This window comes from Micromonospora craterilacus (assembly GCF_003236315.1).
In the GTDB taxonomy this organism is placed as follows: Bacteria; Actinomycetota; Actinomycetes; order Mycobacteriales; family Micromonosporaceae; genus Micromonospora; species Micromonospora craterilacus.
Map to the genome: position 1 here is coordinate 1 of NZ_POTY01000111.1, position 21,644 is coordinate 21,644.

Here is a 21,644-nt window from a genome sequence, read left to right on the forward strand (position 1 = left end):
GGCTCGGGGCGTACCCGATGACAGGTGCGGCCGGGCCGGAGTTGGTGCGTGACGCGGTGGCGCGGTGGTTGGGGCTGGTGGCGGCGGACGCGGAGCTGGCGCCGTACCTCGTCGGGGTTGATCGGGCCCGGCTCGCCAGGCACCTGGCGCTGACCCTCACGGTGGCGCTCGGCGGACCGGCCGGCGACATCGCGCGGCCGGCGGTCGGGGCGTGGCGCGGCCTGGGCCTGACCGAGGCGCAGCACCGGCGGGTGGTCGACTACCTGGCCGGGGTGCTGGGGGCGCTCGGCGTGCCGGCCCGCGCGGTGGCGGCGGCGCGGCGGGCCTTCGCCGACGAGGCCGGCTCGTGACCGCCGCGCTGGCCTCGTCGTGGACCCTCACCATGCGGTACGCCCGCCAGGCCGCCAATCATTTCTGGTACGCGGTCGAGGACCGCTCCCCGGGGCTGCTGCCGGAGCGGATGGCAGGCGTGTTCCTCGCCGCGCTGGGGCGGCTGGCCAGCGGCGGTGACGACCCGGCGGGGCGGGCGGCGCTGCTGGCCGTGCTCGGCCGGGCGTACCGCCAACACCGGCTGCTGCCGCACCAGCGCACCATCGAGGCCGCGCTGACCGCCACCGTAGCCCGGCACCTGCCGTGGACACCGGAGCTGGCGGCGATGTGGGACCGTGCTGCGGGGCAGGCGTCGGCGGCGGTGGCCGGCGCAGCCGAGCGGGCCGGCGACGGCCCGGCCTGGTGGCCCGCCGAGGTCATCGAGCATCACCGGGCGGGCGAGGGCGTCGCCATCCTGACCGTACGCCCCTGGCGGCGGCTGCCGTTCCAGCCCGGCCAGGCCGTGCCGGTCAGCACCGAACGCTGGCCCGGCCGGTGGCGGTGGTACTCGCCGGCCAACGCGCCGCGCCCCGACGGCACCCTGGAGTTCCACGTCCGTGCCGTCGCCGCCGTATCCCGCGCCCTGGTCCATGCGGTACGCCCCGGCGACCTGCTCTGGCTCGGCCCGCCGGGCGACGCCGGGCTGCGGCTCGACCCGACCTGCGGGGCGGATCTGCTGCTGGCCGCCGGGGGCACCGGGCTCGCGCCGCTGCGCGCCCTGGTCGAGCAGGTCGCCGCGGCACCGGCCAGACGGCGGGTCACCCTGATCGTCGGGGCGCGCACCTTCACCGACCTCTACGACGCGATCAGCCTCGACAGGCTCCAGCGTGCCCACGACTGGCTGACCATCGTGCCTGCGCTCTCCCACGACGTGTCGGCCCCGCCCGGGGGAGCGGGGAGACGCCCTCACGCTCGCCCTGTACCACTACACGCCCGGACAGGAGGTCTACGTGTGCGGTCCGTCGGCCATGCTTGCCTCGGCCGGCCGCCGGCTGCCCGCCGCCGGCCTGCCCGTCGACCGGCTCCACCTCGCCCATGATTTCGGCCGCTGATGGGCGTCTACCACAGCCACAACGCGCTGACCGGCCCGCTCACTCCCGACCGGCTCGCCGCCGTGGAGTTGCCCCGCACACCACTCGGCCGGCGTGGCTACCGACCCGATGACGTGGACGCCCTACTGCACCGCCTCGCGTACGAGGTGGGGGAGCGCACCCGGCAGCGAGAGCAGGTGCTGGAGGAGAACCGCCGCCTCAAACACGCCCTCCGTACCTGGCAATCCGAGCACGCCACGACGCGCCTCGATCGGTAGCGATCGTTCTCTGTCAGCATTTGTCGTCTCTGCGGAGTTGTTTCTCCGGAGCCATGATTGACGCGATAATGCGCAGCACATGGCCCTGGGGAGGTGGCGATCACCTGTGCCGACTCGTGAGCGTCGCGGCCGATGGCACCAGGTGATCAAACAGGCGCTGATGCCGAGCAGCACGGACGCCCCTGCCACCCCGCCTCCCCAGACGCGACCCGAGGGCATCGACGTAGAGACCGCCCACAAGATGCTGCTGACCGACTTCGAGCAGGCGTTTATCCTGCACAACGACTACAAGGACGCCGAACGCGATCTCTACAAACTCAGCCTCCGAATCCTTGCCTTTCCGGTTCTGGTGGCGGGAGCGCTGGTGTCTGCGAAGTTGATCTCTTCAGTGGGGGAGGTCGGCACCGTGTTGCGGCTGCCGATCATCTACGCGGCGGCGGTGGTCGCCGGGGTCCTGAATACGATCGTCCTGCGGGCGTACGTCGTCACCGATCGAGTGCAGACCGAAGCGAAGCACCAGGTCAACCGGCTGCGGAGCCTTTACCTGCACGCGCTCGCCGCCGAGTTTCCCGAGGGCTGGAAGCCGGTGTGGGGATCGACCAACCCGTACCTGGAGAGTCGGCGCAAGCTCAAGGCCGCAGCGCTCACCTCGGTGGTGATCGGCTCGCTCAACGCCGGGTACGTCGCTGTCGGCGCCGACCGCCTCATCACGTATGGCACGGACATCTTCTGGACTCCGCTGCTGTCAGCGGCGATTGCGGTGTTCTACTTCCTGCTGCAGATGGAGTTCACATGGGAGGTGCTTCGAAAGGCGCAGCGGAAGAGGTCCAAGGGAGCGGCTGGGTGAGGCGCTTCTCGGCGGGTGTTGACCCCGTCGACTACGACCTTCGCACGACGGTGGAACTCTTCGCCCGGTACGGCGACCCGATCTTGGTGGCACTTCGCCAACTACGCACGGTGGACTTTCTGTTTCCCCGGATGTCGCGGCTGCACCAGGACGCTCTTGACCCAGAGTTGTTGTTCCGGCAGACGTTGCCGGCGGCGGCGGTCGGTGCCCGGATGGGCGCCGATCCAGAGGCCCTGGCGGAATATCTGAAGATCTACGCACTGGGTCAGACACTCATCCTCAACAACATGGACCGCCACCTCGACCTGTCGGCGTCCTACAGCATCCGAGATCCGGCGCTGCTACTTGCCGACGTCAACTCGACCATGTGTTTTGCGGTCACGAGCCTGCTGGCGATGGTCCGCGAGGCATCGCTCACCCCGGCGGGTGTACGTGCGCTCCCGTTCATGGCGGGCGTGACGGCGGAGATTGTGCAGTCCATGCACGACAACTACGCCGGCAGGTTCGACGCGGCACTGCTCGACGGCGGGGAGGGACTGCTCAGCTGGTATCGGACGGACGTCCGGTCTCGACATCTCGGCTCCGGCTTCTACTCGTCGGTACTCCTCGGTCTGCTGGCCTACATCGAGGAGCCTGTGCCGGACGGGTTGGCCGACATACTCCGCGACATGCGCCGGTTGAGGCAGCGGGTGGACGAGCTGGCGGATCTGTTCGAGGACACCGTGACCGGGCTGGTGAGCTACCCGGTTGCCAAGGGACTCGCCGAGCCGGAACTCAAGGTCGACCTGCGCCGTCTGATCAGAAAGCTCTGGACTCGTTCGCAGCAGGTCATTGACAGCCGTGGCAGGGATGCTGGCGTGCTCAACCGTGCGTTGGCCGGAGATCCAGAGCTGGTCCAGACGCACGGTGCTGTGTTGGAGATGCTGGTATCGAGTGGCATCATGCGGGAGTGCTACCGGGAGACGGACGCGCTGTGGCATGAGCTCGCACTCAATCTGCAAGCCCTGGATCCGCGGTTCGGCGAGCCGCTCACGACCATCATCGATCTCAAGCGAGCGCTACTGGACCGCTTGGCGATGAACGGCTGGCACGACCATCCGCCTCCGCACACGTTTCAGGACATGATCGAGGCAGCGGGATTGGAAGGGACAACATGACGAGTGCCGACAGCCGGCTCGAAAACTCCGCCAAGGCCGTCATCCTCGACGGGGACAGGGTGCTCCTGCTCAGGTATGTGGACCGCAAGATGGGGCTCGGGGTCTGGTACTCGCTGCCCGGCGGCCGGCAGCAGTACGGCGAGACGCTGGCCGAAACCCTGATCCGTGAATGCCAGGAGGAGATCGGCGCGGAGGTCGTGCCAGGGCGCCTTCTCTTCGTCCGTGAGTACATCCACGCGCGCCACGGGCTGGCCGGGAAGGGACGCGACCAACACAAGGTCGAGTTCTACTTTCTCGCTGAACTCAAGTCGGAGTTGTTCGCCGACTACCTGGCCGCAGACGACGTCTCCGACGAGGGCCAGCAGGGGATGCGCTGGTGCAGTCTCGCCGACCTGCGGCAACTCAACATCTTCCCCACCGGTCTCCGCGAGCTGGAGGATGTGGTGAACATCGGCACGGACACCTACTGGGGCGACACATACTGACGGAAGATCTCCAGGAAACCAGGGAGATCCGCTACCGGTGACGTCGACTTGTATAGATTTTCTTGTGAGGTCGGAAAATATCCTCTGTGGCTGCTGGACGCGTAAGCATCATCGGGCAGCAGGCAGAACTGACAGGGGAGCGAACGAGCGATAGCACTGTCCCTTCGCTATCGGCTGATCCGGCAGCATTCTCGGATCGGGCGGGGTTGTTCCGCCTCGATCGCAATCTATAGGCTTCCGGCAACACCATGAGTGATCTTCGTGTCACTTGGTGTCAGCTCTGGGTTCTGTCGACCTGGGGAGGCCGGACATGGCAGTGCTGTACCCAGCAGTGCAGGTTTCCGGAGGGTTGCTGCCCGGCGGTGTGCTCCAGCGGATCGGCGAGGGGGACCCGGATGTCCCCGGCATCGACCCGGTCTCCTACGACCTGGCCGCCAGCGAGTCGGTGCGCCGCCTGGCCAACGCCAAATACCTGTACCTGCGCGAGACGTACGCCGACTTCACCAAGCGGCGGGATCGGGGCGTCGGGTCCATCGCGCGGCTGACCCGCGACGAATGGCTCGGCCCGCTGCTGCGCCAGTTGGACTACCGCGACTACGAGCCGTTGTCCGGCGGCATCCCCGTCGACGACCGGTCGTTCCCGGTCAGCCACCGCTGGCAGCAGGCGGTGCCGCTGCATCTGCTGCCCTGGCATGCCGAACTCGACAAGCGGGTGGGCCGTGCCGCCGGGCCGGCGGGTGCCGCGCCACACGCCATGGTCCAGCAGCTACTCAACCAGAGTGACCGACACCTCTGGGCGGTGCTCTCCAACGGCCAGCGCCTGCGGCTGCTGCGCGACTCGACCAGTCTGGTTGGTTCGTCGTACGTCGAGTTCGACCTTCAGTCGATCTTCGAGGGCGAGCTTTTCGCGGACTTCGTGCTGCTGTTCCGGATGGCGCACGCCACCCGGCTCAAGCCTCAGGACGAGGAGGTCGGGCCGCCGTCCTGCCTGCTGGAGCAGTGGCGGGCGTACGCGGCCAAGCAGGGGGAGCGGGCACTCACCCGGCTGCGTGGCGGCGTCGAGGCGGCGCTGGAGGTCCTGGGTACGGGATTCCTCGACCACCCCGCCAACCAGAATCTCCGCGAGCGGGTCGGTGGGGAGCTGTCGCTGGCCGACTTCAAGCGCTCGCTGCTCCGGCTGATCTACCGGCTCCTGTTCTGGCTGGTCGTGGAGGATCGCGACCTGCTGCTCGCCCCGGACGCCGACAAGGCCACGCACCGCCGCTACCACGAGTACCTGTCGTCGCGGCGGCTACGCAAGCTTGCCGTCGTCCGCCGCCACTCCCGCCACGGCGACCTGTGGCAGAGCGTCAAACTGGTCTTCCGCATCCTCGGCTCGGAGACCGGCTCCCCGACGGTCGGCCTGCCCGGCATCGGCGGCATCTTCGAACACACCGTCCTCGACGAGCCGCTCTGCGGCGCGGAACTGACCAACGCCGCGCTGCTTCAGGCCGTCGAGGCGCTCAGTGTGCTTGCCAAGCGCCACGGCGGGCGACACATGGTGGATTTCCGGCACCTTGGCGCAGAGGAGCTGGGCAGCGTCTACGAAGCGCTGCTCGAACTTCACCCCTACTGGGACGCGACCCGGCGGCGTTTCCACTTCCAGCGGCTGGGCGGCAACGACCGCAAGAAGAGTGGCAGCTACTACACACCCGCGTCGCTCATCGACAGTCTTCTCGACTCGGTGCTGGAGCCGCTGCTAGACGAGGCGTGCGCCAAGCCGACCCCGGCCGAGCGGGAAGCCGCCCTGCTCGCCATCACCGTGTGCGACCCGGCGGTCGGCTCCGGCCACTTCCTCGTCGCGGCAGCCCGACGCATCGCCAAGCGGCTCGCTGCCGAACGTACCGACGAGTTGGAGCCGCGTGCCGAGGAGGTCCGCACGGCGCTGCGGGCGGTCGTCAGTCGGTGCTGCTACGGGGCTGACATCAACGAGATGTCGGCCGAGCTGGCCAAGCTGTCGCTCTGGCTGGAGGCGTACGAGCCGGGCAAGCCCCTCGGCTATCTCGACGCCAACATCCGGGTCGGCAACTCGCTGCTTGGCGCTACCCCCGCCATGCTGGCCGGTGGGCTCCCCGACGCGGCCTTCGCCGCCCTCGACGGCGACGACCGCAAAGTCGTGAACGCGCTGCGAAAACAGAACGCCGCTGAGCGGCGCGGCCAACGTCCACTCGGTGACGCGGCCGGCGTCCACATCGATCTCGCCGAGGCGGCACGGGCCACCGCCCACCTGGCACCCTGCGAATCCCTCGCCGACGTGCACGTCCAGGCCAAGCGAGCCGAGCTGCTGGACGAGGACCGCAAGCGGGCCCGGCTGCTCGCCGACGCCTGGTGCGCGGCCTTCGTCGGCCCCAAAACCGAGCAGACCCGTGCGTACGCGCTCACCCACGGGATGCTGGAGCGGCTGGCGGATGGCGAGCAGAGCGACGCCGTCGAGGCGGCCCGGGAGATCGTCCGGACCATGGCTCGGCAGTACCGCTTCTTCCACTGGCACATCGAGTTCCCGCACATCTTCCACCGCGAGGGCGGTCGCGTTGACCCGGCGACCGGCTGGACCGGCGGCTTCTCCTGCGTACTGACCAACCCACCGTGGGAACGGGTCAAGCTCCAGGAACAGGAGTTCTTCGCCGCCCGGCACCCCGGCATCGCGGAGGCACCGAACGCCGCTGCCCGTAAGCAGGCGATCACCGCCCTCAAAGTCAGTGAGTACGCGACGGAGCGTGAACTGTTCCAGCAGTGGCAGCTGGCCCAACGCGAGGTCGGCGGCGTCAGCCACCTGCTGCGCGTCGGCGGCAGGTATCCCCTGACCGGCCGGGGCGACATCAACACGTACTCGGTGTTCGCCGAGACCAGCCGGCTGCTGATCGCGCCGGACGGCCTGGTCGGCGCGATCCTGCCCACCGGCATCGCCACCGACGCCACCACCCAGGCGTTCTTCAAGGACCTGGTGACCAGCAAGAGCCTGCTGTCCCTCTACGACTTCGAGAATGAGGCCAAGATTTTTGAGACGGTCCACCACTCGTTCCGCTTCGCGCTCTTGTCGATGACGGGCAGGCATCGGGAGGTTCCGGAAGCCACCCTCGCCTTTCGGACCAGGTTCGTTCCCGACGTCGCGGCTCGTACGTTTCGACTCACGCCCGAGGAGATCACTCTGCTCAACCCGAACACCGGGACCTGTCCGGTGTTCCTGTCCCGCCGAGATGCCGAGATCACCCTCGGCATCTACCGGCGCGTTCCGGTCCTGTGGGCCGAGGAAACAAATGCGAACCCATGGGAGCTGTCATTCCTCCGGATGTTCGACATGGCTACCGACTCCGCATCGTTTCGCGTTGCTGAAGAGTTGTTCGAGGCTGGCTGGCACCTCGACGGCAATGTGTTCGTGCGGGGTGCGGAGCGGATGCTGCCGCTCTACGAGGCGAAGATGATCCACCACTTCGATCACCGGCTCGGCACATACGAGGGGGCGACCCAGGCGCAGCTCAACGTGGGCACTCTGCCGAGGCTCGACGAGGACGCCCACCGGCACCCCGGCCGGCTGGTCATGCCTCGCTACTGGGTTGCCGAGCAGGAAGTGCAGGCACGGCTGGGCCAGCGCTGGTCACCTGGCTGGCAGCTCGGCTGGCGCGACATCTGCCGCAGCACCGACGAGCGAACACTCATCTCGGCGGCTGTTCCCCGGTCGGCAACTGGCGACACGCTGTTGTTGGCCATGCCGGCCGTGAAGTCCGCAGGGGTCCACGCGAATCTGGCGACCTTTGTTCTCGATTTTGTGGCACGGCAGAAGGTCTCTGGCACCCACCTGAAGTACCACGTACTCAAGCAGTTGCCGGTGTTGCCGCCGGAGCGTTACCGGCGGCCGGTGCCGTGGGATCCGGGAGCTCCGGACCTGGCGGCATGGGTCACCGCCCGGGTGCTGGAGTTGAGCTACACCGCCCACGACCTCACGCCGTACGCCCGGGATCTGGGCGACCAGGGGCCGCCGTTCGTGTGGGACCCCCGGCGGCGGGAGCTGATCCGTGTAGAGCTGGACGCCGCCTACTTCCAGCTCTACGGCACCACCCGCGACGAGGTCGACCACATCCTTGACAGCTTCACTGTCCTCCGGCAGCGCGAGGAGCGCACGTACGGCGAGTACCGGATGAAGCGACTGATCCTTGAACGCTACGACGCCATGACCGAGGCTGTGCTCATGGGGCGATCGTGTCTTCCGGTTCTCAGCCCGCAACCCGGCCACGGGCCACGCCACGGGGTGCGATCGGACGAAGCGTGGTGACAGGCGACGGCACCTTCGACGAAGCAGGCCGGCGGATACCGCGGCGGGACATGACCAGCCGTCCCTTTCCTGACCTGACCGGGCAACAGCCCTCGGCCATCCTGAACAGCCTGCGCGAATGGGCGGAGGGCCAGGCTGAGGACACGATCGCGTGGTACCTGCGCGACAAGGCGGTGCGCCGCAGTATCTCCCGGCTGCTCCGCGGGTGCGCGATCCTGCTGGGGGTCGCCGGGGGAGTGGTGCCACTGCTCAGCGCGGCCAGCGCCGGTATCGGTGCGAGCTGGGGCTATGTGTTGCTGGCCATGGCCGGTGGGTGCCTGGCCTTCGACCACTTCTTCGGGTTGTCGTCGGCCTGGATGCGCGACATCGCCACCGCGCAGGCGCTGCAACGAGCGCTCACCGAGTTTCGGCTGGACTGGGCGACCATCGATCTGCGCACCGAGGCAAACGGCGAGTACGGGCAGGTCGGGGCAGCGACGCTGCAGCGTGAGGAACTGATCCGGGTGCTGGTGACGCGGACCGCCGAGCTGGTGGAGGCGGAGACCGGCGAGTGGCTGAGCGAGTTTCGCACAAACATCGGTGACCTGAACCGGCGAAGCGAATGGACGGCCTCGTCAGCTCAGCCCTCCGCCGACCCTGCCCTCAGACAGTCGGGCTCCAGCTGAACCACCCTCGAATCGACAGGTGCGGCAAAGGTGTAGTGTTCGCGCAGCTCATCGAAGGCGTCGAGCGTGACGTCCGGCGCGTACTGCGATGACTCCGCGTCCGCGCTCTCGGCCGCATTGACGGCCGCTGGGTCCCAGTGGGACAGGGCGACAAGATCGCGCCAGAGGCCAGGGTCGTGGTGAGTGCCGTAGCGGGCCCAGGCGGCGAGCATCCCCGCCCGCTTGGCCATCGTCACGTCCTTGCTCAGGTTGTCGCCCACGTAGAGACAACGGGCGGGCGGAACACCGAGCTGGTCGGAGATCTGGCGAGCGATCTCCGGGTTGGGTTTGCGTGCGGTGGGCGGAAGCACCCGGACCCTGAGCGTGTCCTGTTTCCGCTCTCGATCGGTGCTCAATGGGTGCGGTAGTCCGGTGAAACGAGGTGCGTAGATTGCCTCCAACGTCGCGTCGAGCCCGAGCGCCCTGGCCCGGCTGTTGATGTTCACGTCCTTGGCCTCGGTGTGACCCACGACGCGACAGCCGGCGGCACGGACCGCCTCCAACGTGGCCGCCACACCTGGATAGAGGCGTAAACGGTCACGCCGGACCTCGTTGAACGCGGTGAAGGCGGGTAGCAGGTGCTCGTGCCGGACCCGTCGGCTCACCCCGGGCAGGCGACGCTCGACGGCTGCGGTCTCCAGCAGCGCGAACGGATGCTCAGTGTTGCCGTAGCCGCGGTGCACGACCTGGAGATCGCCCCGCAGCTCCTGCTCGGACACGTCGAGGATTGTGGCGGCCACGGTAACCATCGCGCGGACCGCGGGGACGAAGTAGGCCACCCAGTCGTAGAGCGTGTTGTCCATGTCGAGAATGAGCGCGTGCACGACGGGGCGCCGGGTGACCATCAGGAACCGACCTGCCACGGAGCGATCTCAAGCCGGGCGCCCGCCCCGCTCACCAGCGGTGCCCGCCAGCTCATGAATCGCTCGAACGAACCTTGCTGCTGGCTTCGGTACATCTCCAACTCCACGACAGGACCCGCCACCCGGATCAGGTTGAAGAAGTTACGCCGCCCGTCTGACGAAATCGAGCCGCTGCTGCCGCCACCGACGATGTTAAAGCTGCCCAACTCCCAGCGCTCGTTGTTGTACTCGGGAAGATGGTAGGCCCCTGTCCGCCAGACGAACGCACGATGCTTGTGCCCGTGCACCGCGAGGTGGACGCCGTCGCGGGCGGCCATCCGCTGGATCCTGGGGGCATCGACGGCGATGCCGAAGCCGCTGGCAAACTCGTCGGGCGATTCGAGATCCTCGGTCAGCGCGAGATGATGATGCAGCGCGAGTACGCGCAGCGCCGACCCCGGACTGGACCAGGAGAGCGCACTCGTCACCTCGCGATAGGCGGCCTCCTGCACCCGACCCATGCCGGCCAGGAACGAGCGCCCTTGTTCCAGCGAGCTGGAGTTGACCGCTGCCACGTCGACGAGGTTGCCGCCGGGAAAGACGAAACGGCGGGCCATCGACAGGTGCGGTGACGCCGGATATCCGTAGAGCGCCTGAAAGAACGACCGGTAGTTGGCAGTAGCCTCGGCCGGCGCGACCTCCACCGGTGCCGCGTACTCGTAGGTGTCGCTCCGCGTCCACATGATGTCGTGATTGCCCGGCACGACCACGAGATGCTCCATGCCGAGCCCGAGCAGGCCGTTGGTCAGCTTGAACAGACCCGCCCGAGCTGCCTTGAACTCCTCGGGAGCGGCAACGTAGGTGAGGTCGCCGGTGACGAGAACTGCTCCGACGGAGCGTTGATGATGAGCCAGGGCGTTGGAGATGGCATCGACCATGGTGGGTCGGGTTGCCCCGTCCTCGGTTTCCAGCCGCCACTGATGCTCCGACCGGAACTGCCCGGTTGCGTAGTGCGGATCGGTGAGGTGCAGCAGCCACGGCCCCGGACAGGCGACCGGCTCCGCCGAGAGGGCACCGTCCTGGCGCTGCGAAGCGGTCAGGAACCGTTCGCTGGAGTCAGACGGTTGCGCGGGCCGTACCTCCCAGATGGTGGTGTCCATGGTCCGCAGCTCGTCGGCGTCGAGGATCCGCTTGCCCACCAGCCGCTCCAGTTGGCTGGCCGGATGGTGCGGCAGCGGCGGCGCTGAGGCGAGGGAGAATCGCCCGAAGAACTCGATCGGCTCCTCGGCGAGGGCCACCAACCGCAGCCAACCCCGGCTGTGCCGGCTGGACCGGTAGTAGGCGGGAACTCCGTCCCGCTCCGCCTCGGGAGGGCTCAGCGAGACGAAACTCCCCAGATCGTCGGCGTGCGGCACGATCACCCGCTCGACCACGGCCGGATGCACCGTGCCCGTGCCCGAGTGGAACAGCCCGATTCGCACCCGTTGCCCGGCGGCCGTCTCGCGGTCGAGTGTCTCCCACACCTCGGCCCGGCCGGGTTCGTTGGGTCTCTTCCACCATCCCCACCAGCACCACCCTCGCTCGCGTAACACAGCGCGGTGTTCGGGCAGAGTGTCGGCGACCAGATCCCGATAGCGGAACAGAAACCGCAGAGCCAGAGTATTGGTCGGGGACGGTCCGTCGCTCATGCCAGCGAGCCTCCAACGGGGGGCGGGGCGCCCCGGGCAACGTGAGCGCCGCTCCGGGAAGAACCTCTGTATACCGGAGCGCGACCTCAAGCGACATCCCTTGTCTGCGCCGGCGGTCCGAAGTCGACGGCGCGTCAACACCGGATGGCGATGGCGACTCCAGCCGCAGATTCCTCCGGAGGATCCGGGTAGCTGACAGCGCGACCCGTCGCGATCCGCTGAGCACTCCAGGCGGCCACGGCAGCGTCCAGCACGTCGTCCGGGCCCGCTCGCCCGGCGGCACCAAGGTCCGCCGGCACCGCGATACCCACCTCCAGGAGCAGGTCTCGCCGCTGCATCTGTCCCTGCCACGTCTTCTTCGTTGCCAGGGGGCGGCCTTGGGCGATCATCCGAAACGACGCCTCTGGATGCACCTCGTGGATTCGCTGATCGCGGTCACGGTACGTATTGGCCTCCAATAGTTTGCCGCGCAGTGCCCACGCCTGCTTGCTGAAGCCTTGCCCGGTGATCTCCCGGCAGCGCTTGACTGCGGACTCGTAATCCTCTTCCAGCCACACGGATCGCGGTGGCACCCGGAATACGGTGCTTCGTGCGCTGCCGAGGGCGGCAGCCGCAGCTATATCGGCCTGCCGCCACCCGGTTTCGGTCAGCCCCAGTGGCATGTCGAGGCCGATTGCATCAATGTCGTCGTGGTTGACCAGCAACGTCGTCAGATCGGCGGCGAGATGCGCGGTCGCGAACACGCCTGCGTGCAGTTCGATCGCCACCCAGCCGTTCTTGCAGGCGTCCACGCCGAGCACCCGTAGCTCTGTCATGCTGACCGACCGTAGGCTGTCCTGATCGCCGATCGATACGTACGAAAGGTCAGCATCATGTCCGAGGGGGTCCGGTACGGGCTGTTGGTGCGTAGCTGTCTGGAGGTGCTGCGCGACGCCGGCGAGCGGATGCACGGCCGGGATGTGCTCGCCGAAGTCGCCAAACGTGTTGACCTGACCGAGGCGGAGCGCAAACCCTACAAGAGCGGCGCCGCCGCCTGGAACGTGGCAGCGCGGTTCCACACCGGCGACGCGGCGACGGCCGGCTGGATGGTGAAGCGTGACGGACTGTGGTGGATCACCGACGCCGGCCGACAGGCGCTGGAGACCTATCCCGACCCGGACGCATTGCATGCCGAGATCGGCCGCCGGTACCGCGAGATCTTCCGTAACCGCAAGCAGGCCCGCAAGAAGTACGAGAGCAAGCTGCACACCATCGCGGCGGCGCTCGCCTTCGTCCCGGCCGGCTCCTGGACGGCGTACGACGACCTTGCCGACCTCGTCGATGGCTCACCGGACGAGATCGCTCATCTGCTCGCAGAGACCTACGTCGAGAATTCACACCGCGTGTTGCAGGCCGACGGACAGGTCCCGTCGGCCATGCATCAGCACGTCAAACATCGGGGCGGAGACCTCCGCAGCCAACTGGTGGAAGAGGGCGTCGAGTTTGAAGATCGGTACGCCAATCGGGAGCAGCGGATCACCGCCGAGCTGCTGGGGGAGCGGCTGACGGAGGCCGACTCGGCCTCGACCGAGCCGGCGGCCCGGCGGGCCTGGCTGGTACGCGGATCCAACGTCGACGGCATTGATCTCGTGCCGGAGTGGCTGGCTCAGGGCTGGGTGTCGCTGGCCGCGTCGCAGCTGCCGGAGCTGGACGACGAGATTGAGCAGCAGCGCCTCCAGCAGATCGTTGAGGAGGAGTACCGGCACAAGAGCTACTCCGTGAGGGAGAAGCTGCTCGGCTACTTCGGTGCGTTCCTGCGCAAGATGCGCCCAGGTGACTATCTGTTGACGATGCACCGGGGTGAGGTCTACCTGGGGCATGTCGACGGGGCTGCGTACTTTGTGGAGTCGCCGGACCGGCGGTCCAACCTGCGTCGGCCGACACGGTGGCTCAACGTCGGTGCACCTCGGGACCTCACCGACCTGACCGGGCCGTTGCCGACGCTGACCCAGAGCCAGGACGACCTGATCGACCTCACCGACGCGCTCGACGCATTGGACCGGTTCTACGCCGACCTGGTTCCCGAGCAGGCGGTGCCGGCCCCGGCCCCGGAGGCACAGTTGGCGGAGGTGACCGACGCGGCTGCCGCCGATCTGCTCACCGACCTCGGCTGGCTGTCCGAACTGCGGGAACTGCTTGCGGAGCGGCGGCAGGTGATCCTTCATGGCCCGCCGGGTACCGGCAAGACCTACCTGGCGCAGAAGCTGGCGGCCCGACTCACCGAACCGCACGCGGTGAAGCTGATCCAGTTCCACCCGTCCTACACGTACGAGGACTTCTTCGAAGGCTTCCGGCCGGAGAGCGGCGATGACGGGACGCTGCGGTTCAAGCTCACCTCCGGCCCGCTGCGGCAACTCGCCGACGACGCCCGTGAACACCCCTCCACCGCGTACATCCTGATCGTCGACGAGATCAACCGGGGCAACCTGGCGAAGATCTTCGGGGAGTTGTACTTCCTGCTCGAATACCGCGACCAGCGCATCCGGCTGCAATACTCGGCAGAGGACTTCACCCTGCCGCCGAACCTCTACCTGATCGGCACCATGAACACCGCAGACCGCTCCATCGCTCTGGTCGACGCAGCGATGCGGCGTCGGTTCGCGTTTGTCGAGTTGCATCCGGCCAAGCCGCCCGTTGGCGGCCTGCTGAGGCGCTGGCTCGACCGGGAGGGTCTCGTCTCGGACGCCCCCGTGCTACTCGACGCGCTCAACGCCCGGCTCGCCGACGCCGACTATGCGATCGGCCCGTCGTATCTCATGCGCGAATCGGTCCACGCGAAGCCGGACGGCCTCGACCGGGTGTGGCGGCACGACATCCTGCCGCTGCTCGTCGAACACCACTACGCCGATGACGTTGACGTCGCGCAACGCTACGGCCTCGACGCGCTGCGCCAGTCACTGCCCGAAGCACCATGACCCTGATCCGGGTACGCGAAGCCGGGCCGACCGTGCAGGTATCCCTCAGCACCGACGACGCTCGCCGGCTCGCGGTGTCGGAGACCGTCGACGTCCGGCCCGACCCCGCCGATGGGGTATGGCACGTCCGGGCCGGACGGAAGGTCGGCGCGCTCCGGATCGGTCGCGTCGAGGTGCACATCGAGCCGAAGGTACCGATCGCGCGCCTGCTGTTCCTGATGGGATACGCCCGTGATCCGGCCGGATGGCGCGACGAGATTGTGTCGCTCACCGAACACACCGAACTGGTGCCCGCACTCGCGGCGGCGCTGTGGCGGCAGACCGATCGCGCACTACGCCCCGGTCTGCTCCAGGGTTACCGGACGATCGACGAGACCTCGCCAGTGCTGCGTGGCCGGCTCCGCGAGACCGCACAACTCACCCGCCGTGCCGGTCGGCCGCTGCCACTGGAGGTGCGGCACGACGATTACACCATCGACATCACGGAGAACCGCATTCTCGCCACCGCAGTCGACCGGATGCTGCGCGTACCGGGCATTGATGACCCGTCCCGGCGCGGACTCCGCCACCTTGCCGGGCGTTTCGCAGGCGTGACTCGCCTACGACCGGGCGAGCCCGTGCCGGCCTGGCGGTTGACCCGGCTCAACGAACGACTCCTCGTCGCGCTTCGGCTCGCCGAACTGGTGCTCGCAAGCTCCTCCGTCGACGGGAACCGGGGCCCCGTACTGGGCAACGGCTTCCTGCTCGACATGTGGCGGGTCTACGAGGACTTTCTCTCGGTGGCGCTACGGGCCGCCGTCGAGTCCGCCTACGGCGGGAGGGTCCTGCGTCAGGCCCGCCACCATCTCGATCAGCAGCACCGTCTCGAACTACGCCCCGACATCCTGTGGCGGGACGGAACGGGCGTAATTGGGGCAGTGGTCGATGCGAAGTACAAGGTGGACAGCACGCACGGTGACGCGTACCAGATGCTTGCCTACTGCATCGCTTACGGCCTGTCGTCCGGACATCTGGTGTATGCGGGTGGCGCGCACCCGCCGCTGCGGCATGTGGTCCACAACGCAGGCATCGAGATTCGGTGCCATTTCCTCGACCTCGATTGCGAGCCGGTGGAGCTGCTGGCACGTATACACGCTCTGGCCGGCGAAATAACCCGTTCGGGGCATGTGCCGACCGTCGCGTTTCGCTAAAGTTGGCTCGCGCAGCGGCCAGGGCGTCGGAAAGGTCGGTATGGACTTCATCCTTGAGGGCTGGACCAGACAGTTCCAGGAAGAGCAGGAGCTGACCGAGCTCTCCGAGGCGGAGGCGTTCGAGGCGTTTGCCGGTTACTGCGTACTGAGCAGCTACCACGAGGACGAGTTCAACCCCGACCAGTTCCGGATGGGCGGTGGCGACGATCTCGGCATCGACATTGCCGCCGTGGTTGTCAACGGTGACCTGCTTCGCGAAGCGGACGACGTCCGGGAAGCGGTGGAGAAGGCCCGGCAACTTGATGTGCGATTCGTGATCGTGCAGGCCAAACGAAGTGAGAAGTTCGAAACGAGGGTGTTCACAGACCTCGCCGACAACCTGGTGCAACTCTTCGGGCGGCAGCCTATGACGTACAAGCGATCCGAGGATGTCGCCGACCTGCGCGCCTGTGTCGACGCCGTCTACCAGGACGTCAGCAAGTTCAAGAAAGGGCTGCCGAGACTCGCCGTGCACTACGTCTCGACGGGCCGGACCGGCGATGGGCTACTAGAGAAGAAGCGCCTCGCCGCGGGGAATCGACTGCGCGACACCGGGCTGTTCGGCGAGGTCGAGGTGGTCGCTGTCGGCGCTGCCGAGTTGCGCGAGCTGTACCGTACCGCCGCAGAGGCCGTGAGTGCGAGTTTCACCATGCCCAAGAAGCTGCCGCTGCCCAGGATTCCCGGGGTGGAGCAGGCGTTTCTCGGTGTGATCCCAGCCCGTAAACTCGTCGACCGAGTGCTGACCGACCCCACCGGGGGGATCCGTAAGGCACTGTTCTACGAGAACGTGCGCGACTTCCAGGACTACAACCCGGTCAACGCCGAAATCCGCGGCACGCTCCAGGATCCCGACCGGCGGGACCGTTTCGCCGTGCTCAACAACGGGATCACCATCGTCGCCCGGGAACTGACTACCGCCGGCGACGATGTACACATCCGTGACTTTCAGATCGTCAACGGCTGCCAGACCTGCCATGTCCTATTTGACCAGCAGGACGAGCTGACCGATGGCGTGCATGTCAATGTTCGGCTCATTCAATCCAACGACGAGGACGTGATCGGCGGAATCATCGCAGCCACCAACCGACAGACGGCCGTGACCGAGGACGACCTGGCGGCCCGGGAGACGTTTCACAAGAAGCTGGAAGACTACTTCGTGGCCCAGTCGGAATCCCGTCGGCTGTATTACGAACGTCGATCACGACAGTACAGCGGCCAGGCGAACGTCGAACGGACGCGGATCATCACGCGGCCCCAGTTGACCAAGGCCTATGCCGCGATGTTCCTCGACGAGCCGGCCGCGACCGGACGCTACGGCCGACTGAAGAGCCGTCACGGGCAGCGCCTCTTCCAGCCAGAACACAATCCCCTCATCTACTACACCACTGCAGCGGCCTTCTACCGACTGGAGTGGCTCTTCCGGAACAAACGACAGTTCTGGGGCTACCGAGCCGCCCGTAATCATCTGCTGGCCGCACTCAAGGTCCGCCTGCTCGGTGACGGCCCACCACCCAACGGCGCTGGTGCGAAGGTCGCCTGCGAGAAGATCCTCAATGTGGTGTGGCACCCCCTGCAATCGGAGCACCACTTCGGCGAGTTGCTGTCGGTCGTGGTCGCCGCCCAGGCCGAGGAAGAAAGAGACCGCCCCGGTGTGCTGCTCAGTGACCTGGTCCGTACTGAACGCTTCGCCGAGCGGGTGCGTCGTGGCGCTCTGAGCCTGTCCACGTAGGGCTCAGCCCAGCGTGGCAGGCGTTGTGGCCCGAGCCGTCACCGAGTTCGGCAGCAGTGAGCTGGGCTCGTCGATCCAGCCCAGCCAGAGGCCGTCGCGGGCCCGCGTCATGGCCACGAACAGCTGACGCCGCACCAGGGCGAGCCGCTCAGTGTGGGCGTCAACATCCTCGCCGCGTGCCCTGTGCTCCGAGAGCGCGTCCGCGTCGAGCCGGGGAAGGAATACCCGCTTGAACTCAAGTCCTTTCGCCCGCTGGTAGGTGCCGACCTTGACCAGCGTGCTCGGGTTGCCGTCGTAGTCCTCCAGCCGCTGCGTCGGCAGCCCCATCGAGTCGATCAGATCTGTGTAGTGACGGGCGAATCGGTGCGTAGGCACGAGGACGGCGAGATCCCCGATTCCCGTGCCCTCCTTGATCGCAGACTCGATCGCCGCCGCGAGCGCAAGATCGTGACCCTCCTCGTCCCTACCGGCGAAGACTACCGGGACAGCACCCGTACGGGAGACCTCGATCGAACGCAGGCCCGGCTCCGGCCGGTCTTCCCCGTCGTCGAACGCATGGCCGTCCACGAGCGCCTGGGCGACCGCGTACACCTGTCGCGTGTTGCGGTAGTTGTGGGTCAGCACATGGGAACGGCCACGTACCTGTACGCCGATCGAGGCCAGATTGAAGCCTCCGGGATAGATCGACTGCTGTCCGTCCCCCACGAGCAGGAGGCCGTTGGCTTGATCACCGACCAACGCGTACAGGAGGCGTAGGCCGGCGTCGGTCAGATCCTGGGCTTCGTCGACGATGACCGCGTCGTACTCTCGCGGGCTGTCCAGAGCAATGTCATTGGCCCGCAGCAGCACGTCGGTGAAGTCACCGATTCCTCGGTTCATCAGCTCCGTCGCGTACTCCGTGGCCAGCCGCCATACGTCAGAGCGGAGTTCCCTGGAGAGCCGGGTGCCGCGTCCGTTGCGGGCCAGGGCGAGATACGAGTCCAGATCCGGTAGAGCTCGGCCGCGAATGACCCAGTCCACCTCTTCCCAGAGGTATGTGGAGGTGAGCCCTGCCTTCTTCAATGGGCTCGTGGGCGTGACCACCCGGCCGCACGCTGTCCGCCATGCCTTCTCCGCCTCGCGTGGGTCGACCCGGATAGCCGAGCCATGTCGATGCAGGTACTGCAACGCCCAGCGATGCACGTTGGCAAACTCCACCAGCTCGCGTTCGGCCGGAGCGAACCGCGCGAAGATCTGTTGGTAGACCTCGGGAAGGTTGCGTACATAGGTGGTGAGTAGGACCTTCCGGCCCAGCCGGGCCAAGGCTCGGGCCCGATGAAGAGCGATTACCGTCTTACCCGTTCCCGCGCCGCCCCGGATGCGCGCCGGTCCGCTGTACGCCTGGTCGACCAGATCCTGTTGGGCCGGATCGAGGTAAACCATCCAGTCCTCGATCGGCTTCGCCAGCCAGTCGGCGAGCCGGTCGGCGGGTACCGGCACGAACTCGGGACTCGTGCGCGTGGCACTCAGCGCCTCGGCGAGTCGTTCGTCGACCGGAGCCGCCGGTTCGGTCACGAGTGCCGGCTCCTCCTCGATTGGCGCGGTGGGCTCACCCGCCGGATCGCCGTACATCGCCAGGTTCATCGCACTCTGCCACGCCTCCGGGCGCATGTGCGTGTCCAGCGACGTCAGATCGGAATCGGTGTTGAGCCGGCGGAGCACCCGCACTTCCTGGGGATCGAAGCCGAAGGCGGCAAGCTCACCGTCGTTCCACGCCATGAAGAGGCGACCCTCCTCGGCCCGACGCTTTGTGTACGGCAGACCGCGTCCGGTCTCCGGATCCTCGTCGATCACTCGCAGCACATTCTGCGTATCGTCAACCTCCAGCCGCAGCCGCTCGGCCCGCCGGTAGACCGCGTCGTGCTCGCCGAAGAGCAGCAGCACGGCCACCTTGCCCACCCGCCGCCAGATCAACCGGTGACCCTGGTTGGTGACATACGAGGTGAAGGTGTCAGGCTGTGCCCTCTTCACCGCGTGGGTCTGTAGCCGAGGGTTGCCGAAGGGCTGCACCGCGAGCTCGGTCAGCGTGTGAGAGAGCGCGGCCAGCACCTCCGGCCGGGAGAGGTAGCGCTGAACGCAGTCGTTGAAGATCGGAGTGAAGCGATGGTCGTACATCCGGCGGTCCACCCTTTCGCGTCCGACTCGTCACGGGATGTAGCGGAAGCTTGTCGCGAACGATCCTAAGCCGCTTGCGGGCCGAGGCGGAGGTACGAACGCGGCTAGGCTTTGCCGGTGAGCGACGTGCGGCGGGCGGCTGTGGACGACGCCTGGGAACTGGTCCGGCTGCGGGTGGTCATGTTGGGCAAGATGGGTGGCGCACCGCCCGAGCCCGGCCAGTGGCAGCACACTGCTCTCCTTACACTTCGGCGACGGTTGCGGGATCCCGGGGCCGACCTCGCCGCTTTCGCGGTGGACGCGCTGGGCCGGGCCGGGACGGTGGTCGCGTGCGCGGTGGGTGCGGTCGACCTGTGGCTCGGCGGGCCGGCGTACCCGAGCGGCCGTCACGGGTACGTCTTCAACCTGGCGACCGATCCGGCGTTCTCGCGAGCCTTGCCTGGTCGCGCTGCTCGACTGGTTCGCCGCGTGAGGAGTGTGGACGGTCGATCTAAAGGCCGGTCCGTAGGGGGAGCGGCTCTACTGGGAGCTTGGCTTCGGTCCCACGTCGATGGCCGCGGTGCGGCGAGTCGGGAGCTCTGATGTTCGCCACACCGCTGAGCGATGACACCGAACTGCGGCCCCTGAATCCCTGGCACGCGGAGGAGTTCCTGGCCAACCTGGACCGGGCCCGGGAGCACATCTCGCCCTGGGTGTCGCCGTCCTTCGTGGCCACCGACCTCGACCGGGCGCGGCACGTGCTCCAGCGGTACGCCGACCGGTGGGCCCGCGACGACGGCGGCATCTGGGGCATCTGGTGCGACGGCCGGCTGGTCGGCGGGGTGCTGCTCGTGTCGCTGAACGCCGCGACCGGCGTCTGCGAGGCGGGCTGCTGGCTGGAGCCGGCCGCCGAAGGGCAGGGACTGGTGACCCGCGCGGTCAGCCGGATCATCGACTGGGCGCTGGTCGAGCGCGGTCTGCACCGGGTCGAGTGGCGGACCAACGCCGGCAACGTACGCAGCATCGCGGTGGCCCGCCGGCTCGGCATGCGCCGCGACGGCGTACTGCGTGAGGTGCTTCCCGGCCCGGACGGCCGGATCGACCTGGAGGTCTGGTCGGTGCTGGCCCCCGAGTGGCGTGCCCGGCGTAGTGGCGCCACGGTCGGCGAGGGCTGACCGGTAGCGGCCGATCCGACCGGGCGGCGACGGGCGGGGCGGGGTCTGCCGGCCTGGCGGGTTGGTAACTCCGCAGCTCGCGGCAGCAGCCCGGACGGCTGAGCCGGATGGTTCCCGGATCAGCAGGTCCGGCAGGAAAGTGGCTAGCTGGCCGCGGCGAGGGCGGCCCGGAGCCGGTCGGCGTCGGCGGGGGACTCCTGTTCCCAGTTCGTCGGGTCGGCGGAGTAGATGAGGCCGTACGCCGGGGTGTCCGGCTGGAAGCGCCAGCTGTCGGCGAGCGTCCCGGCGTCCACGGTGTCGTAGCCGATCCGGTCGAGGAAATCGGCGACGGTGGCCTTGGCGTCCGTGTAGTCGCCGGCGATCGGCAGCGCGCTGCGGTCGGCAGCGCCGGTGGGCCGGGCCAGGGCGAGCAGGTGCCGGAAGAAGATGTTGTTGAACGCCTTCACCACCCGGGCCTCGGGCAGATGGCGTTGCAGCAGTTCACTGCTGGTGGCGCTGCCCGAGTCCAGCTCGGGGAACCGGCCGTCGCGCTCCGGGTAGTAGTTGTTGGTGTCGATGACGACCTTGCCGGCCAATGGCTGCGCCGACACGGCCCGGTACGCGCGGAGCGGGATGGTGACCACCACCAGGTCGCCGCCCCGGGCCGCCTCGTCCACCGTCCCGGCACGGGCCCGTGGCCCCAACTCGTCGACCAGCCCGCCCAGGGTCTCCGCC

Annotated in this window: 17 protein-coding genes; 12 read left to right on the forward strand and 5 right to left on the reverse strand. The window is 67.8% G+C overall.

Going from position 1 to position 21,644, the window contains the following annotated elements; all coding sequences use genetic code 11:
* The 8 genes from C1I95_RS18295 to C1I95_RS18330 all read left to right on the forward strand — a co-directional run.
* On the forward strand, nucleotides 1–350 hold a 350-nt coding region (locus tag C1I95_RS18295; protein WP_438941321.1), incomplete at its 5' end, for a globin family protein.
* Nucleotides 347–1,408: an oxidoreductase gene (locus tag C1I95_RS18300; RefSeq protein ID WP_233513734.1), complete on the forward strand. Its 1,062-nt coding sequence runs from the start codon at nucleotides 347–349 to the stop codon at nucleotides 1,406–1,408. The genes C1I95_RS18295 and C1I95_RS18300, both read left to right, overlap by 4 nt.
* Before the next feature lie 12 nt (nucleotides 1,409–1,420).
* On the forward strand, nucleotides 1,421–1,678 hold the full coding sequence (locus tag C1I95_RS18305; RefSeq protein ID WP_111215031.1) for a DivIVA domain-containing protein: 258 nt from the start codon (nucleotides 1,421–1,423) through the stop codon (nucleotides 1,676–1,678).
* A gap of 106 nt (nucleotides 1,679–1,784) precedes the next feature.
* Nucleotides 1,785–2,525: a hypothetical protein gene (locus tag C1I95_RS18310; RefSeq protein WP_146605757.1), complete on the forward strand. Its 741-nt coding sequence runs from the start codon at nucleotides 1,785–1,787 to the stop codon at nucleotides 2,523–2,525.
* On the forward strand, nucleotides 2,522–3,682 hold the full coding sequence (locus C1I95_RS18315; protein WP_111215033.1) for a hypothetical protein: 1,161 nt from the start codon (nucleotides 2,522–2,524) through the stop codon (nucleotides 3,680–3,682). The genes C1I95_RS18310 and C1I95_RS18315 overlap by 4 nt, the downstream gene beginning before the upstream one ends.
* Nucleotides 3,679–4,167, forward strand: coding sequence for an NUDIX domain-containing protein (locus C1I95_RS18320; RefSeq protein ID WP_111215034.1), 489 nt, complete (start codon nucleotides 3,679–3,681; stop codon nucleotides 4,165–4,167). Before C1I95_RS18315 ends, C1I95_RS18320 begins: the two co-directional genes overlap by 4 nt.
* 310 nt (nucleotides 4,168–4,477) lie before the next feature.
* The gene (locus tag C1I95_RS18325) at nucleotides 4,478–8,476 is read left to right on the forward strand and encodes an Eco57I restriction-modification methylase domain-containing protein (protein WP_111215035.1); all 3,999 of its coding nucleotides are present in this window, start codon (nucleotides 4,478–4,480) and stop codon (nucleotides 8,474–8,476) included.
* 50 nt (nucleotides 8,477–8,526) lie between these two features.
* On the forward strand, nucleotides 8,527–9,141 hold the full coding sequence (locus C1I95_RS18330; RefSeq protein WP_111215046.1) for an SLATT domain-containing protein: 615 nt from the start codon (nucleotides 8,527–8,529) through the stop codon (nucleotides 9,139–9,141).
* Here the strand turns inward: C1I95_RS18330 and C1I95_RS18335 are convergent.
* The 3 genes from C1I95_RS18335 to C1I95_RS18345 all read right to left on the reverse strand — a co-directional run bounded on the left by C1I95_RS18335 (nucleotide 9,096) and on the right by C1I95_RS18345 (nucleotide 12,525).
* Nucleotides 9,096–10,043 (reverse strand): HAD family hydrolase, encoded by a 948-nt coding sequence (locus C1I95_RS18335; protein ID WP_233513735.1) that lies wholly within the window; start codon nucleotides 10,041–10,043, stop codon nucleotides 9,096–9,098. The genes C1I95_RS18330 and C1I95_RS18335 overlap by 46 nt on opposite strands.
* Nucleotides 10,025–11,710 carry an anti-phage phosphoesterase gene (locus tag C1I95_RS18340; RefSeq protein ID WP_111215037.1) on the reverse strand — a complete coding sequence of 562 codons (1,686 nt, stop codon included), beginning with the start codon at nucleotides 11,708–11,710 and terminating at the stop codon, nucleotides 10,025–10,027. The genes C1I95_RS18335 and C1I95_RS18340 overlap by 19 nt, the downstream gene beginning before the upstream one ends.
* Before the next feature lie 134 nt (nucleotides 11,711–11,844).
* The gene (locus C1I95_RS18345; protein WP_111215038.1) at nucleotides 11,845–12,525 is read right to left on the reverse strand and encodes a DUF429 domain-containing protein; all 681 of its coding nucleotides are present in this window, start codon (nucleotides 12,523–12,525) and stop codon (nucleotides 11,845–11,847) included.
* Between the two features lie 57 nt (nucleotides 12,526–12,582).
* Between C1I95_RS18345 and C1I95_RS18350 the strand changes: the two genes are divergently transcribed.
* The 3 genes from C1I95_RS18350 to C1I95_RS18360 are packed head-to-tail and all read left to right on the forward strand — an operon-like array spanning nucleotide 12,583 to nucleotide 17,622.
* Nucleotides 12,583–14,664 (forward strand): AAA family ATPase, encoded by a 2,082-nt coding sequence (locus tag C1I95_RS18350; protein WP_111215039.1) that lies wholly within the window; start codon nucleotides 12,583–12,585, stop codon nucleotides 14,662–14,664.
* Entirely contained in the window at nucleotides 14,661–15,854 is a 1,194-nt protein-coding gene (locus C1I95_RS18355; protein WP_111215040.1) for an McrC family protein, read from the forward strand. The genes C1I95_RS18350 and C1I95_RS18355 overlap by 4 nt, the downstream gene beginning before the upstream one ends.
* Before the next feature lie 40 nt (nucleotides 15,855–15,894).
* A complete protein-coding gene (locus C1I95_RS18360) occupies nucleotides 15,895–17,622 on the forward strand; it encodes an AIPR family protein (protein WP_158566421.1) in 1,728 nt (575 codons plus the stop codon).
* A 3-nt stretch (nucleotides 17,623–17,625) separates the two neighbouring features.
* Here the strand turns inward: C1I95_RS18360 and C1I95_RS18365 are convergent, their stop codons facing one another.
* Entirely contained in the window at nucleotides 17,626–19,551 is a 1,926-nt protein-coding gene (locus tag C1I95_RS18365) for a UvrD-helicase domain-containing protein (RefSeq protein WP_158566422.1), read from the reverse strand.
* Nucleotides 19,552–20,357: 806 nt separating this feature from the next.
* Here C1I95_RS18365 and C1I95_RS18370 point away from each other — a divergent pair.
* Nucleotides 20,358–20,930 carry a GNAT family N-acetyltransferase gene (locus C1I95_RS18370; RefSeq protein WP_111215043.1) on the forward strand — a complete coding sequence of 191 codons (573 nt, stop codon included), beginning with the start codon at nucleotides 20,358–20,360 and terminating at the stop codon, nucleotides 20,928–20,930.
* 143 nt (nucleotides 20,931–21,073) lie between these two features.
* Here the strand turns inward: C1I95_RS18370 and C1I95_RS18375 are convergent.
* Nucleotides 21,074–21,644, reverse strand: a 571-nt coding sequence (locus C1I95_RS18375) for an NADPH-dependent F420 reductase (protein WP_111215044.1), incomplete at its 5' end; no start/stop codon positions are given.

Coding starts and splice junctions, on each gene's coding strand:
- C1I95_RS18305 (WP_111215031.1), top strand. CDS start 1,421: ATGGGCGTCTACCACAGCCACAACGCGCTGACCGGCCCGCTCACTCCC.
- C1I95_RS18320 (WP_111215034.1), top strand. CDS start 3,679: ATGACGAGTGCCGACAGCCGGCTCGAAAACTCCGCCAAGGCCGTCATC.
- C1I95_RS18325 (WP_111215035.1), top strand. CDS start 4,478: ATGGCAGTGCTGTACCCAGCAGTGCAGGTTTCCGGAGGGTTGCTGCCC.
- C1I95_RS18330 (WP_111215046.1), top strand. CDS start 8,527: ATGACCAGCCGTCCCTTTCCTGACCTGACCGGGCAACAGCCCTCGGCC.
- C1I95_RS18340 (WP_111215037.1), bottom strand. CDS start 11,710: ATGAGCGACGGACCGTCCCCGACCAATACTCTGGCTCTGCGGTTTCTG.
- C1I95_RS18345 (WP_111215038.1), bottom strand. CDS start 12,525: ATGACAGAGCTACGGGTGCTCGGCGTGGACGCCTGCAAGAACGGCTGG.
- C1I95_RS18350 (WP_111215039.1), top strand. CDS start 12,583: ATGTCCGAGGGGGTCCGGTACGGGCTGTTGGTGCGTAGCTGTCTGGAG.
- C1I95_RS18355 (WP_111215040.1), top strand. CDS start 14,661: ATGACCCTGATCCGGGTACGCGAAGCCGGGCCGACCGTGCAGGTATCC.
- C1I95_RS18360 (WP_158566421.1), top strand. CDS start 15,895: ATGGACTTCATCCTTGAGGGCTGGACCAGACAGTTCCAGGAAGAGCAG.
- C1I95_RS18370 (WP_111215043.1), top strand. CDS start 20,358: ATGTTCGCCACACCGCTGAGCGATGACACCGAACTGCGGCCCCTGAAT.